The organism is Sphingobium sp. CCH11-B1, assembly GCF_001556865.1.
Taxonomy (GTDB): domain Bacteria; phylum Pseudomonadota; class Alphaproteobacteria; order Sphingomonadales; family Sphingomonadaceae; genus Sphingobium.
The window spans coordinates 53728-66859 of record NZ_LSJY01000029.1 but is presented as its reverse complement, the minus strand read 5'-3'; the positions used below and the strand labels follow the sequence as shown (position 1 = coordinate 66859).

The 13132-nt window shown below is 63.7% G+C and carries 18 protein-coding genes and 1 tRNA gene; 6 read left to right on the top strand and 13 right to left on the bottom strand.

The window, feature by feature from the left end; genetic code table 11:
• Nucleotides 1-15 precede the first annotated feature (15 nt).
• The 3 genes from AX724_RS04305 to AX724_RS04295 all read right to left on the bottom strand — a co-directional run bounded on the left by AX724_RS04305 (nucleotide 16) and on the right by AX724_RS04295 (nucleotide 2644).
• Nucleotides 16-1044 carry a hypothetical protein gene (locus AX724_RS04305; protein WP_066763946.1) on the bottom strand — a complete coding sequence of 343 codons (1029 nt, stop codon included), beginning with the start codon at nucleotides 1042-1044 and terminating at the stop codon, nucleotides 16-18.
• Between the two features lie 123 nt (nucleotides 1045-1167).
• The gene (locus AX724_RS04300) at nucleotides 1168-2391 is read right to left on the bottom strand and encodes a tyrosine-type recombinase/integrase (RefSeq protein WP_066763944.1); all 1224 of its coding nucleotides are present in this window, start codon (nucleotides 2389-2391) and stop codon (nucleotides 1168-1170) included.
• A gap of 166 nt (nucleotides 2392-2557) precedes the next feature.
• A tRNA-Leu gene (locus AX724_RS04295) sits at nucleotides 2558-2644 on the bottom strand.
• 127 nt (nucleotides 2645-2771) lie between these two features.
• On the opposite strand from AX724_RS04295, the gene AX724_RS04290 reads away from it, so the two are divergent.
• Both AX724_RS04290 and AX724_RS04285 read left to right on the top strand, forming a co-directional pair.
• Nucleotides 2772-3530: an alpha/beta fold hydrolase gene (locus tag AX724_RS04290; protein WP_066763942.1), complete on the top strand. Its 759-nt coding sequence runs from the start codon at nucleotides 2772-2774 to the stop codon at nucleotides 3528-3530.
• Complete coding sequence (locus tag AX724_RS04285) at nucleotides 3530-4405, top strand: tetratricopeptide repeat protein (RefSeq protein WP_066763940.1); 876 nt, start codon at nucleotides 3530-3532, stop codon at nucleotides 4403-4405. Before AX724_RS04290 ends, AX724_RS04285 begins: the two co-directional genes overlap by 1 nt.
• A gap of 10 nt (nucleotides 4406-4415) precedes the next feature.
• Here AX724_RS04285 and AX724_RS04280 read toward each other — a convergent pair whose 3' ends face one another.
• Nucleotides 4416-5123 carry an SIMPL domain-containing protein gene (locus tag AX724_RS04280; RefSeq protein ID WP_066763932.1) on the bottom strand — a complete coding sequence of 236 codons (708 nt, stop codon included), beginning with the start codon at nucleotides 5121-5123 and terminating at the stop codon, nucleotides 4416-4418.
• Between the two features lie 104 nt (nucleotides 5124-5227).
• On the opposite strand from AX724_RS04280, the gene AX724_RS04275 reads away from it, so the two are divergent.
• Genes AX724_RS04275 through AX724_RS04265 form a run of 3 tightly spaced genes read left to right on the top strand, consistent with a single transcriptional unit; the run spans nucleotide 5228 to nucleotide 6851 of the window.
• Nucleotides 5228-5662: a VOC family protein gene (locus AX724_RS04275; RefSeq protein WP_066763930.1), complete on the top strand. Its 435-nt coding sequence runs from the start codon at nucleotides 5228-5230 to the stop codon at nucleotides 5660-5662.
• Between the two features lie 4 nt (nucleotides 5663-5666).
• Nucleotides 5667-6389, top strand: a complete 723-nt coding sequence (gene gloB / locus AX724_RS04270; protein ID WP_066763928.1) for a hydroxyacylglutathione hydrolase — start codon at nucleotides 5667-5669, stop codon at nucleotides 6387-6389.
• A 57-nt stretch (nucleotides 6390-6446) separates the two neighbouring features.
• The gene (locus AX724_RS04265; RefSeq protein ID WP_066763926.1) at nucleotides 6447-6851 is read left to right on the top strand and encodes a hypothetical protein; all 405 of its coding nucleotides are present in this window, start codon (nucleotides 6447-6449) and stop codon (nucleotides 6849-6851) included.
• A 7-nt stretch (nucleotides 6852-6858) separates the two neighbouring features.
• Here AX724_RS04265 and AX724_RS04260 read toward each other — a convergent pair whose 3' ends face one another.
• From AX724_RS04260 to rpmF, 5 genes are all read right to left on the bottom strand, one after another.
• Nucleotides 6859-7200, bottom strand: a complete 342-nt coding sequence (locus AX724_RS04260; RefSeq protein WP_066763924.1) for a MerR family transcriptional regulator — start codon at nucleotides 7198-7200, stop codon at nucleotides 6859-6861.
• A 69-nt stretch (nucleotides 7201-7269) separates the two neighbouring features.
• Nucleotides 7270-7566, bottom strand: coding sequence for an integration host factor subunit alpha (ihfA, locus tag AX724_RS04255; RefSeq protein WP_066763922.1), 297 nt, complete (start codon nucleotides 7564-7566; stop codon nucleotides 7270-7272).
• A gap of 91 nt (nucleotides 7567-7657) precedes the next feature.
• The gene (locus AX724_RS04250; protein ID WP_066763921.1) at nucleotides 7658-8626 is read right to left on the bottom strand and encodes a beta-ketoacyl-ACP synthase III; all 969 of its coding nucleotides are present in this window, start codon (nucleotides 8624-8626) and stop codon (nucleotides 7658-7660) included.
• A complete protein-coding gene (plsX, locus tag AX724_RS04245; protein ID WP_066763920.1) occupies nucleotides 8623-9648 on the bottom strand; it encodes a phosphate acyltransferase PlsX in 1026 nt (341 codons plus the stop codon). The genes AX724_RS04250 and plsX overlap by 4 nt, the downstream gene beginning before the upstream one ends.
• 67 nt (nucleotides 9649-9715) lie before the next feature.
• Nucleotides 9716-9895: a 50S ribosomal protein L32 gene (gene rpmF, locus AX724_RS04240; protein WP_066763918.1), complete on the bottom strand. Its 180-nt coding sequence runs from the start codon at nucleotides 9893-9895 to the stop codon at nucleotides 9716-9718.
• A 208-nt stretch (nucleotides 9896-10103) separates the two neighbouring features.
• On the opposite strand from rpmF, the gene AX724_RS04235 reads away from it, so the two are divergent.
• Entirely contained in the window at nucleotides 10104-10535 is a 432-nt protein-coding gene (locus AX724_RS04235) for an MAPEG family protein (protein ID WP_066763916.1), read from the top strand.
• Between the two features lies 1 nt (nucleotide 10536).
• Here the strand turns inward: AX724_RS04235 and AX724_RS04230 are convergent, their stop codons facing one another.
• The 4 genes from AX724_RS04230 to AX724_RS04215 all read right to left on the bottom strand — a co-directional run bounded on the left by AX724_RS04230 (nucleotide 10537) and on the right by AX724_RS04215 (nucleotide 13132).
• Nucleotides 10537-11196: an MBL fold metallo-hydrolase gene (locus AX724_RS04230; protein WP_066763913.1), complete on the bottom strand. Its 660-nt coding sequence runs from the start codon at nucleotides 11194-11196 to the stop codon at nucleotides 10537-10539.
• A 62-nt stretch (nucleotides 11197-11258) separates the two neighbouring features.
• The gene (locus AX724_RS04225; RefSeq protein WP_066763911.1) at nucleotides 11259-11684 is read right to left on the bottom strand and encodes an RrF2 family transcriptional regulator; all 426 of its coding nucleotides are present in this window, start codon (nucleotides 11682-11684) and stop codon (nucleotides 11259-11261) included.
• Between the two features lie 39 nt (nucleotides 11685-11723).
• Complete coding sequence (locus AX724_RS04220) at nucleotides 11724-12776, bottom strand: glycerophosphodiester phosphodiesterase (RefSeq protein WP_066763910.1); 1053 nt, start codon at nucleotides 12774-12776, stop codon at nucleotides 11724-11726.
• Entirely contained in the window at nucleotides 12776-13132 is a 357-nt protein-coding gene (locus tag AX724_RS04215; RefSeq protein WP_066763909.1) for an ArsC family reductase, read from the bottom strand. Before AX724_RS04215 ends, AX724_RS04220 begins: the two co-directional genes overlap by 1 nt.

The following is a 13132-nucleotide window of genomic DNA, read 5'->3' as shown; positions in this document are numbered from 1 at the left end:
CTTTTTGCACGCCGATCACCCCACGAAGGGGGTGCCTATTGCACGCTGATCCTCAGCTGCCATTCCTACGCTAAGCTTTTCGACGAGCTGCAGCGTCTTTCGTACAACTGACTCCCGGATGACCAAGCGCTGTCCTTCACGGTAGGTCGGGTCTCCGCTCCGTGAAATATAGTCTGCATCAACAATGCCTTCGCGGTGCGCCAAGAGATGCCGCTGCTGAAAGAGGCGTGTCAGTTCGGTGAGTTCCGAGGTGCTCAGGTGATCGTCAAAGCCCTTTCCGAAGGCCGTTCGCCATAACTGGCTTCCTTCAGAGAGATTCTGGAACGCGTTTCGTCGGACTCTGATTGGATCTGGCTGATGCTGGTAAAGTGCTTCTGCAAAACGCTGGAAAGCCATGACGACGTTTTGAAGGCCTGCTTCGGTGAGCAGGCGAATGGTATTCTCTGACGCATCGGCATCAGAGATCCCGCTCCGGATTGCCGGGATCGCGTCAAGCGAAGCGCGGATTGTTTCGAGCGACTGCCGAAATACTCGTTCGGCGCTGTTGTGTCCGCACGAGGGGCAAAAGAACGCAGAACCGATCACCGCGAAGCGGCAGGAGCATTCCTCGCAAGTCAGCTTGAGTCGCATCGGCTCCGCTGCAGACGCGGGTAGGACAACTTCACGAAAGCCACGATCGACCTTCATTTTCATGGTGATGAAGCTGCCTTTGCGCTGGCGCCGATTGAAGGCGTCAGCATCACGGCGCATCGCCTGGTTGATTGTGCCTTTGACCTGCGCGAGGGCCTGCTCCTGAATTTTCTCGATTTGCTCGGTTGTCCACCATTTCTGAGCGTCGGCCGCGTGTCCGCAAAAAGGGCAGAACACCTCTTCATCGCGCACGATTTCTCGCCAGTCTTGATCATGGACCTTGAATTCGAACATGCAGTCGTCGTGAGGACACTCGCGGTCGATGTATCCGTCTTCGTCGACTGCGATATCCGGCGTGACGGTAATCTCCTGCCCGTCCAACTGACGAAGGATACGGGATAGCTCATCGAACATGCGGCCCTCCGCAGAATGCAGGGGACGACTATCGCGTTTTTGTTTTGTTCGCCAGCGTGAGGAACTCGAAATCCACCAGAATGTCGCTTGCCGGTTTTGGAACGGAGCTCCGTCGAACTGAGCTTATCCCTTGGCGAACGCCACATTTATGACCTTACCGCCCTCCCGGATCGTATCGAGGTAGTCGCTCCACCACTGCGCCATGCGGACACGTTCATCCCAGTGCTTGCCACGGTGATAGACGCCGCGAACGGCGTTGCTGTCACCATGAGCCAATCCTCGTTCGATCGCGTCCGGATTCCAGAGGCCGCTCTCGTTCAGCATGGTAGAAGCGGTTGCCCGCAGACCATGAGCGGTGACCTCGTCCTTTGTGAAGCCCATTCGGCGGAAGGCGGCATTCAAGGTGTTCTCACTCATCGGGCGAACAGAAGCACGGGCGGAGGGGAACACATAGCCCTCGGTACCGACCATCTCGGCAAGTTCCTTGAGATACCCGACCACCTGCGTGGACAACGGCACGGCATGAGGACGGCGCGCCTTCATCTTGCCCTCTGGGATCCGCCAGACACCGTCTTCCAGGTCGATCTCCTTCCAATCGGCATGCCGCAGCTCGCCAGGGCGTACAAAGACATGGGGTGCGATGAGCAGGGCGTACCGGGTGATGAAGTTGCCAGTATAGTCCTGGATTGCGCGCAGCAGCCCGCCAAGGTCCTTCGGCTCAAGGATCGCGGCATAGTGTTTTGCCTTGGGCGTGATCAGCGCCCCGCGGAGCATGGTCGTAGGGTCGCCCTTGCAGCGCGTCGTGGCAACCCCATAGCGAAACACGCGGCTCGCAAAGGATCGGGTCTTTTTAGCAGTCTCGTGCTTGCCCTTCGCTTCGAGGCGCTTGAGGGGAGCCAGCACCTCGAACGGCTCGATCTCGTCAATCGGACGGCTGCCGATGGCATCTGTCAGCTGGTCGAGGAAGAAGTTGGCCTTGATGATGGTCGCATCCGCCCGACCGTTCTGCACCATCATCTCATCAATGTACTCGCGTGCCACCGCCTCGAATGTCTGGGCCGACAGGAATTCCGAACGGATCTTCTGCTTGCGCTTCTCCATCGCCGGGTCACCGCCCGACGCGACTTTGACGCGAGCCTCGTAGGCAGCTTGGCGCGCGTCCTTGAGATTGATTTCGGGATAGGAGCCGATCGAGAGCTTCTTCTCAACGGTGCCGATTCGATAGCGAAATCGCCAGAGTCTGCCGCCCGATGGAGAGACCTCGATGTACAATCCACGATCATCGGCGACCTTGTACGGTTTGTCCTTTGGCTTGAGCGCGCGAAGCCGAGTTTCGGTCAGAGGCATGTGCGGGCCTTTTCCCAATGTGGTTTTTGCAAAGGCCCGCAAAAGGCCCGCAAAAATGTGCGGAACCCCCGAGAAAAGGCGGGACGATCCGGCACGATCCAAGGGCCAATTCCCTTGGATTTCTGCGGGTTTAATACACTTTTTGGGATGTTCCGAGAAGAACAAATGGTGCCCAGAAGAGGACTCGAACCTCCACGACCTTGCGATCGCCAGCACCTGAAGCTGGTGCGTCTACCAATTCCGCCATCTGGGCACGGGGTAGGAGCGCGCCTCTAACCGGTGCCTCCTACCCTGTCAACGCGCCTGCGGCATTTTTTTCCCGGCCTTGCAAAAAGCTGCGGTCCGGCCGATCCGGTCATCGCAGATCAGAAGGATATGCCATGGCGAACGACGCAGCCTCACTCCGCCCCGCCCTCTTCGCCCGCCCGGATGGGCTGCGGCTGGCCTATCGCCATCGCGGGGGGACGCCACCGACGCTGGTGTTTCTGCCGGGCTACATGTCCGACATGGAGGGCGGGAAGGCGGCCGCGCTGGACGCCTGGGCTGCGGCGAAGGGCCGGGCGATGCTGCGCCTCGACTATGCGGGATGCGGCGCGAGCGAGGGTCGGTTCATCGATGGAACGCTGGCGAGTTGGCGGGACGATATTTTGCTGCTGATCGACGCCCTTGTGCAAGGACCGATCATCCTGGTGGGATCTTCCATGGGCGGCTGGCTGGCCTTGCTCGTGGCGCTTGCGCGGCCGGATCGGGTCGCCGCAATCATAGGGATCGCTGCCGCGCCCGATTTCACCGAATGGGGCTTCACCGATGCGGACAAGGCGCTGCTGCACACTGCCGGCCGGATCGAGGAACCGTCCGCTTACAGTGACGATCCCTATGTGACGACGCTGGACTTCTGGAAGTCCGGCCAGAGCCTCAGATTGTTGGATGGCGAGATCGCCATCGACTGCCCGGTCCGGCTGCTCCACGGGCAGCAGGATGACGACGTGCCATGGGAGATCGCGCTGCAGACGGCAGCGCGGCTGCGTTCATCCGATGTGCAGACGCTGCTGGTTAAGGATGGCGACCACCGCCTGTCGCGCGAGAGCGACATCGCCCTGCTGATCCGCACGATCGACACCTTGTCGGGAAATCCTTGATGCCCTTTCTCCTGCCCCTGCTGCTTCAGGCCTATGATCCGGAGATCGAGGCGGTGATGAACCGCAGCCGCAAGCAGAAACAGGAGGCGCAGGCCGCTGCGGCGTCGGCGGCTGCAGCCTCCGCACCTTCGGCCACAACGCGAGACGATGGCAGGATTCCGGTGCCGGAAAAGTTCGCTGTGCCTTTCCAGCAATGTCTGGACGCAGCGATCGACTCGCCGCAATCGGGCATCAGCTTTGCCGAGAAATGGCGCATCGAGGGTGGCGGCTTCTACGCGCGCCATTGCATGGGCTTCGCCTATGCGCGCGCGGAGCGCTGGGCGCCGGCAATCGTCGCCTTCGAGCAGGCGGCCGAAGAAGCCGAACGGGGCGGCGAAATCGCGCAGGGTGCCCGCCTCTGGGCTCAGGCAGGCAATGCCGCGCTGGCCAGCGGCGACGCGGCCAAGGCACGCAGCGATTTCGACGCTGCACTGGCGCGCGGGCTGCCGGATGGGTTGGAAAAGGGCGAAATCCACCTGGACCGCGCACGTGCGCTGGTGGCGCAGGGAGACCTGGCGGCAGCGCGCGAGTCCATCGACGTGGCGCTGGTGCAGGCGGCAAAGGATCCGCTTGCCTGGCTGCTGTCGGCAACGCTCGCCCGCCGCGCCGGTGAAATGAGCCTGGCGCAGGCCCATATCGCCCGCGCCGTGCAGCTTGCGCCCGATGACGCCAGCGTGGCGCTGGAAGAAGGCAATATCGCCATGCTTACCGGGCAGGAGGATATCGCCCGGTCCGCCTGGGATCGGGCCGTGCGGTTGGCGGCCGACAGCCCGGCCGGCAAGGCGGCGGCGGACAATCTGTCACGCCTTCCGCCACAGGGCGCGGCCCGTCGCTAGGAGCCGCAAGCTATCGCAGGTAGAAATCGACCGTGGTGACGACGCGTACCTTCTTGTAAGGCGTGTCGCTGCCGCCTTCTCCGCCTTCTCCGTCGCGGGCGTCGATCGAGAAATAGCCCTGCGTGGCGCTCTTGATCCCACCGACCCCTGCACCTGAATCCTTCGCGAACTGTTCGGCGGCGGCGCGCGCATCGCGGGTGGCAGCGGCGACCATCTGCGGTTTGATGTCGTTCAGTTTCGTGAAGCTGTAGCGCATACCTGACCCTTCCTGCAGTGTGACGCCACGCCGCACGAGGTCGAACTGCTGCGCGACGGCTTTCTGTGCGCGGGCAATGTCGGTCGTGCGCAACAGCATGCGTTGCGTGACCGTAATAGTGCTGACCCCATTGTTGAGCCATTGATTGACGCCCGCACCCGTAGGCTTCAACTCTTCGGGCTTGAAGCCGAGACCTTCGAAATAGGCGCGCAGTTCACGGGAGTTCGCGTCGATTTCGGACCGCACGGTAGGCAGGTCGAAACCTGTGGCGGAATAGCTGATCGACCATGTGGCAAGATCGGCCGTCACATCCTTTTCGGCAAGGCCGCGGACGGTGACGGATCGATCGGCCGCTTTCGCCCGCTTCAATCCATCGCCCAGCAGATAGCCGCCCGCGACGGTGCCGAGCGCGATCAACGCCGCGCTGGCCAGAACAGCTTTCTCGCCCAGATTCCACTGCATATCCGCCTCCCTCTTTCGCCCGGCCACACGCCATCTTATTTGTAGAACGCAACTGCCATGGCCGAGATGAACCGTCGCTGCACGGCGACGAACGGAGAAGAGACTTGCCCAAATATCTGCATACCATGATCCGCGTGACCGACATCGACCGGACCATCGCCTTCTTCGACCTTCTTGGCCTCAAGGAGGTTAAACGGTTCGACAATGCGCAGGGACGCTTCACCCTGGTCTTCCTCGCAGCGCCCGGTGACGAGGATGCACAGATCGAATTGACCTACAACTGGCCCTCGGAGGATGGCAGCCCGGCCGAAATCTACGGCGAAGGCCGCAATTTCGGCCACCTCGCCTACCGGGTCGAGAATATCTACGCCACCTGTCAGAAGCTGATGGACGCGGGCGTCACCATCAACCGACCCCCGCGCGACGGGCATATGGCCTTCGTGCGCACGCCTGACAATATTTCCGTGGAGTTGCTGCAGGACGGACATCTGGAACCCGCCGAGCCCTGGGCGTCCATGCCGAACACGGGAAAATGGTGACGCGATGCTGGAGATCGTCCGCCTTCCCGTCCTGACCGACAATTATGTCTGGCTGATGCATGATGATGTCAGCGGCGAGACGGTGGTCGTCGATCCCGCGGTTGCCGAACCTGTACTGGTGGCAGCGAAGGCGCGCGACTGGACCATCGGCCAGATCTGGAACACCCATTGGCATCCGGACCATGTCGGCGGCAACGCGGCGATCAAGGCGGCGACGGGATGCATCGTTACCGGCCCGGCGGCCGAAGCGGGCAAGATAGAGACGCTCGACCGCCATGTGGATGAAGGCGACAAGGTCCGCATCGGCGCACATGAAGGCACGGTGATGGCGGTGCCCGGCCACACTGCCGGTCATATCGCCTATCATATGCCGCAGGACCGCATCCTTTTCGTCGGCGACACCCTGTTCGCCATGGGCTGTGGCCGGCTGTTCGAAGGGACGGCGGCGCAGATGTTCGACAATATGCGGCGGCTCGATGCGTTGCCTGACGATACGTCGGTCTATTGCGCGCACGAATACACGCTCTCCAACGGCCGTTTCGCGTTGGGTGTGGAGCCCGACAACGCGGAGCTGGTCGCGCGGGTCGCCCGAGTTGAGGATCTGCGCGCGCGGGGCGAAGCCACCGTGCCGACGAGCATCGGCGCGGAGCGGGCCACCAACATCTTCCTTCGGGCACGGGATGTCGCCGAGCTTGCGGCCCGGCGGGCGGCAAAGGATGCGGCTTGACGGATCGAGCCCATGGAGTCCGTCCTCACAAGGCGGGCAAGCAGTAGGAGAGAAACGATGCGTTCGATCATGATGGCAGCGATGCTGGTTGTGCTGGGAGGCTGTGCCGGGGCCTACACCCCGACCCCGCTGACGGCCCGGCAGACAGCCGATCTGGACAAGGCGCTGGCCGGCAAAGTGGCTGACAAACCGCAGACGTGCATCAACCGGGAGCCTCAGACCAGTCTGGTCGCGATCAGCAACAATGTGGTGCTCTATCGGGTCAGCCGGAAGCTGGTCTACAAGAATGACCTGATCGGCAGTTGCAGCGGGCTGGCATCGGGCGATACGCTGATCGTGCGCAGCTACAGCGCGCAGATGTGTCGCGGCGACTTCGCGACCACCGCCAATCTGCAGACCGGCATCCAGACCGGGGCCTGCGCGCTGGGCGACTTCACGCCCTATCGCGTGCCCAAGCGCTGAGCCCAGTTCAGCCCAGCGCCGCGGCGAGCCGATCCCGTATTGCCTGAAGCTGCTTCAGCAGGGCGGCGTCGTCCAGGACCGGCGACGATTGCGGTCGGGCGGAGGGTGCCGCAGCATCGGCCAGCGCTTTCTGCGCGCCCTTGACAGTGAATCCCTCGACATTGAGCAGCTGGTGGATACGCCGCGCAAGATGGACGTCCGCCGGGCGGTAATAGCGGCGATTGCCCGAGCGCTGCAACGGACGCAGCTGGGGAAAGCGCGTTTCCCAGTAGCGCAGGATATGCTGGGGAAGACCTAGCTCGCCGGCAAGCTCGCTGATGGTCAGAAATGCACCCTCTTCCTTGTCCATGGGCGCGATGTTGCACCCATAGCTGGCAGAAGGTCAACTATTGTGACAGCAGCAAAGCGCCCATCGGCGTCAGACGGAAGAAACCCGGTCGCGCATCGTCTGGCTGGCGCGAAACGTCAGCACCCGGCGCGGCTCGATCGGCACTTCGACGCCCGTCTTCGGGTTGCGGCCCATCCGCTGGGTCTTGTCGCGCAGGACGAACGTGCCGAAGCTGGATATCTTCACATTCTCACCGCGCTCCAGCGCGCAGGACATATGTTCAAGGATGGATTCGACCAGGGTCGCGGCTTCCGCTCGCGACAGCCCCACATGACGGTTGACGCTTTCCGCCAGATCCGCGCGCGTCAGCGTGCCATTCCCGCTCATCCCGTTCCCCATTTCCTTGGTCAGCGACCGCCCCCCGCGGCCGCAAGAAATGTGATTGATTTGCCTCGCTTTGGCAAGAGCTTGCTGCAGGTTAAACCCGCAGAACACACGCGCCCCAGGTGAAGCCCCCACCCATCGCTTCCAGCACCACCAGATCGCCCGGCTTAATCCGCCCGTCCCGCACGGCAACGTCCAGCGCCAACGGTACCGACGCAGCCGACGTGTTGGCGTGGCGATCGACCGTCACCACCACCCGCTCGGCCGGCAGCTTGAGCTTGCGGGCCGTGGCGTCGAGAATACGCGCATTGGCCTGGTGCGGCACCAGCCAGTCGATGTCGGCCGCCGTCATCCCTGCAAGTTCCATCACCTCGTTCAGCACGGAGGCAAGGTTCACCACGGCATGGCGGAACACTTCCTGCCCCTTCATCCGCAGCTTGCCGACCGTTTGCGTAGTGGACGGGCCGCCGTCGACGTACAGAAGCTGGTTGTGGCGGCCATCCGCATGCAGCTTCGCCGCAAGGATGCCGCGTTCCCCTGCCGCGCTTTCCTCCGCTCCCAGCACGATCGCGCCCGCGCCGTCGCCAAAAAGAACGCAGGTGGTTCGATCCTCCCAGTCCAGGATGCGACTGAAGGTTTCCGATCCGATCACCAGCGCACGGGTGGCCGCGCCGGACTGGATCATGCTGTCGGCCACGGTCACGGCATAGAGGAAGCCCGAGCAGACGGCGGCCACGTCGAAGGCGACGCAATCGTCGATGCCCAGCATCGCCTGAACCTTGGTCGCGGCGGCCGGGAAGGTCTGGTCCGGGGTGGCGGTTGCCAGGATGATGAGGTCGATATCCTGCGCGTTCATACCCGAAGCGTCGAGCGCCTGCCGGGCAGCATCGGCGGCAAGAGTCGCGGTGGTTTCCCCGTCGGCGGCGATATACCGGTTGCGGATGCCCGTGCGCTCCACGATCCATTCGTCGCTGGTGTCCACCGTCTGCGCCAGTTCGGCGTTGCTCACGGCGCGGGCCGGCAGGGCGGAGCCGGTGCCAAGCAGGATGGAGCGGCGGATCACTTGGCAGGCTGCTCCAGTCGGGATGCCGCGGCCGACAGCGACTGGATGTCGGCAATGTCGGCGGCGATGCGGCGGGTGATGTCTTCTTCCAGCAGGCGCGCGGCGACATGGACGGCGTTGGCGACGCCCTTTTCGTCGGCGCTGCCATGGCTTTTCACCACGACGCCGTTCAGGCCCAGGAAAACCGCGCCATTATGATTGTTGGGATCAAGATGATGCTTGAGCAGGTGCATCGCCGGCTTCGAGATCAGGAAGCCGATCTTGGAGCGGAGCGAACTGGTAAAGGCCTTGCGCAGCACATCCGTGACGAAGCGCGCAGTGCCCTCGGCGGTCTTGAGCGCGACATTGCCCGAAAAGCCGTCGCACACGATGACGTCGGTGTCGCCCTTGCCGATCTTGTCGCCCTCGGTGAAACCGTCGAAGCGGAGGGACAGGCTCTCGGCGGCGCGCAACACGGCGGCGGCGTCTCGAATCTCGTCCGTGCCCTTCAACTCCTCGGTACCGATATTGAGCAGGCGAACACGGGGCCGGTCCAGATCGAAAGCGACGCGCGCATAGGCCGCGCCCATGACGGCGAACTGCACCAGGTTGCGGGCGTCGCATTCCGTGTTCGCGCCCAGGTCCAGCATGATGACGTCATTGTCGCCGAGCGTCGGCAGCATCGCCGCAAGGGCCGGACGATCCACGCCCTTCATGGTGCGAAGCGCCACCTTGGCCATGGCCATCAGCGCGCCGGTATTACCGGCCGAGACCGCGGCCCCCGCCTCGCCCGACTTCACGGCGGCAATCGCCATGCTCATGGAGCTGGACTTCTTGCGGATCGCGACGCTCGGCTTTTCCGACCCGTCGACCACCGTCTCGGCGTGGACGATGTCCGACGCAGCGCGCAGATTGGGATGATTGTCGAGCGCCGCCTTGATCTGCGCGTCATCGCCGAACAGGGTGAAGCGCAGGCCGTCGTGACGGCGGCGGGCCAGGGCCGCTCCCGCCATCATCACGCGCACGCCTTCGTCCCCGCCCATCGCGTCTATGGCGATTCGCGGCTGGCTGGACACTCTAGATCACCCCTTTGCGGAGTAGAGGAAGGGCTTACGCCCCGACGGCGACGATTTCGCGGCCGTTATAGTGACCGCAGGCGTCGCACACATGGTGCGGACGCTTGAGTTCACCGCAGTTCGAGCATTCGTTGAACGCTTCCACGCGCAGCGCGTCGTGGCTGCGGCGCATGCCGCGACGGGAAGGAGAAGTCTTGCGCTTGGGGACAGCCATGTCGGCACCTTGTTCCGTATATCAATCTGGTTGTGCGACTGGCCGGTGTCCATGGGATGCCGACGCCAACGGCGCCGCAGACCATGCGGCCCGGGTGATCGCGAAGCCCTGCGCCTATAGCGGTTTTTGGCCGACGCGCAAGTGCTTCCTTGCCCTTCTCGCCGGCGGGCCTAAGCTGCCGCGACCACAATCAGGGGACCAACCTGTCATGCTGTTGCCGATCACGCTGACCTTCGCCGCCGCCTGCGCCCTGCTCAATATCTGGCTGGCGATTCGCTGCGCCCGGTTCCGCATTCGGGACAAGGTGATGCATGGCGACGCCGGTCACGCACTGCTGGCCCGGCGGATGCGGGCGCATGCCAATTTCATCGAATATACGCCGATCGTGCTGATCCTCACGGGCCTTGTCGAGCTGGCCGCCGGCGCGTCGCTATGGCTGTGGATCATGGCGCTGGTCTATATTGTCGCGCGGGTCGCCCACGCGTTCGGGATGGACGCCGACCAGCCGACATTATGGCGTGGCGGCGGCGCGCTGCTGACATGGGGGATCACCGCTGCCCTGGCGATCGCGGCGCTCGCCATCGCCTATGGCGCGACCCGGGAAATGCCTGCGCCGCCGGCCATGGCCGCCAACAACTGATTCAGGGCGCCAGCACCGAATCGGCGACGAAGGGGTTGCTGCGCCGCTCATGGGCGAAATTGCTCATCGGTCCGTGGCCGGGGACAAAGGCCGTGTCGCCGCCCAATGGCCAGAGCTTGCCGGTGATGGCGTCGATCAACTGCTGGTGATTGCCGCGGGGAAAATCGGTGCGGCCGATCGATCCCTGGAACAGCACATCACCCACTATCGCCAGCTTGCTGGGGGCGTGGTGGAAGACGACGTGGCCGGGCGTGTGACCGGGGCAGTGATAGACGTCGAGCGTCAGATCGCCGACCGTCACCTGATCGCCATCGACCAGCCAGCGGTCAGGCTCGAAACTCTTGCCATCGATGCCATATTTCGGGCCTTCGCTGCCCAGCTTGTCGATCCAGAAGCGATCCTCCTCCTGCGGTCCCTCGATCGGGACGCCGAGATCCTGGGCCAGGATGCCCGCCTGCCCGCAATGATCGATATGGCCGTGGGTGATCAGGATCTTCTCGATCGTGACGCCATGTTGCTGCGCCGCGCGCTTGAGGACCGGCAGATCGCCGCCCGGATCGACGAACGCCCCCCGCATGCTGTTCGTGCACCAGAAGAGGGTACAGTTCTGCTGCAGCGGCGTGACGGGGACGATGGCGGCTTTGAGCGGCGGCTGGGTCATGGCCGTCATGTGGCGGAGGGGACGGAGGAGCGCAAGTCCTCACCCGTTCCGCCCCGCTGGCGCTATTCCTCCGCGCCGATTGGGATCGGTTCGGCGAGGCTGATGCCGTCGAGCACACGGGCGGTTTCGTCGCGGACGCGCAGCATCACCCGATGCAGCCGGCATTCAGACTCGGGCAGACAGTTTGTGCAGCTTTCATGCGCGAAACGGCTGGCGCAGGGGGTGAGGGCCAGCGAACCGCGCGTCAGCCGGACGATATCGCCATAGCTGATATCGACAGGCGCGAGCGCCAGCCAATAGCCGCCGTCCCTGCCCCGCTGCGTCGCCACCAGCCCTTCGCGCGACAGTTCGGACAGGATCACGGTCAGGAACTTCGCCGGGATATTCTGCCGCGTCGCGATCTCGTTCAGAGGCACTGGTCCCTGGCGGTAGCGATCGGCGAGATGTTGCAGGGCACGGATCGCGTAACGGGTCTTCTGGGACAACATGAAACGGTTATTCGCTGGCCGGAACGCTTTGGCAAGCGGTTACGGCGCGGGGTTGAGCGCCGCCTTCGCCTGGCCCGGAAAATCGCTGAAGATGCCGTCCACGCCCGTCGCGGCGATGGCGCGCACCCAGGAAGCAAAGTCGCCCCTGCCCTGCGGATCGTCGGCGCGCCGATATTGCGGCGGGAGGAAGGGATTTTCCATCCGCAGCGTCCAGACATGGACCTGCAATCCCGCATCGTGCGCGCGGCCCACCAGCGCGGTCGGCCCTTCCGGCGATATCAGCATCGCGGCGGACGGACCGACGCCGTCGGCATAGGCGGCAATGGCGCCAAGGCCCTGCACGGTCAGCATGTCGGCATAGCTGGTGCCGGGCATATCGGCGGGGCCGCCCTGGGCATCGACCAGCTGGATGAGGCGCAGGCGGGTAGCAGCGCGCAGCGCCTTCAAATTGCCGACCTCGAAAGACTGGATGAAGACCGGATCGGCCGCCGTCTGATAGCCGTAGCGGGCAAGCATGTCGAGCATCGCCGCCTGGTGCGGCAGGCCGATCCTGGCGAAATAGGTCGGATGCTTGGTTTCGGGGTAGATGCCGATGCGGCGATGGACCTCCGCCTCTTTCGCACGGACCAGCTTCAATATCTCCTCGAACGTCGGGATCAGATAAAGATCGTTGAAGCGGACATTGGCGGGGCGCAGGTCAGGCAGCCGTTCGCGCGCCCGCAGCGTGCGCAGTTCAGCGAGCGTGAAGTCTTCTGTGAACCAGCCGGTCAGTTCCACGCCGTCGATCGTCTTGCTGGTCTTGCGGTCCGCGAATTCGGGATGATCGGCGACGTCGGTGGTGCCGCTAATCTCATTTTCATGCCGGGCGACCAGCACGCCGTCCTTTGTCAATACAAGGTCCGGCTCGACATAGTCCGCGCCTTCGTCGATCGCCCGTTCATAGGCGGCGAGCGTATGTTCCGGCCGTTCGCCGCTGTCGCCGCGATGCGCGATCAGGATCGGTTCGGCCCGCGCCGCCGACACAGGGAGCAGCCAGGGCAGGAGCAGGCAGGGCAGCAGCCCGAGGCCGATGCGCGCCCGCCCCGCCGGCATCACGCCTTCACGCCCTGCAACGCGGTTTCGTAGGTCGTCGCCTTGAACCCGACGACCGTGCCCTTGCCCGTGTCCAGGATCGGCCGTTTGATCATCGACGGGTTGGCCATCATGAGGGCGATCGCCTTGTCCGCGTCGATATGCGCCTTGTCGCCCGCGTCGAGCGCCTTGAAGGTGGTGCCGGAACGGTTGAGGATGGTTTCCCAGCCATGCTCCATCACCCATTCTTCCAGGCGTTCCTTGTCGACGCCCGAGACCTTGTAGTCGTGGAATCCATAGGCGACGCGTTCATTGTCCAGCCAGTTGCGGGCTTTCTTGATCGTGTCGCAATTCTTGATGCCGTACATGGTGATCAT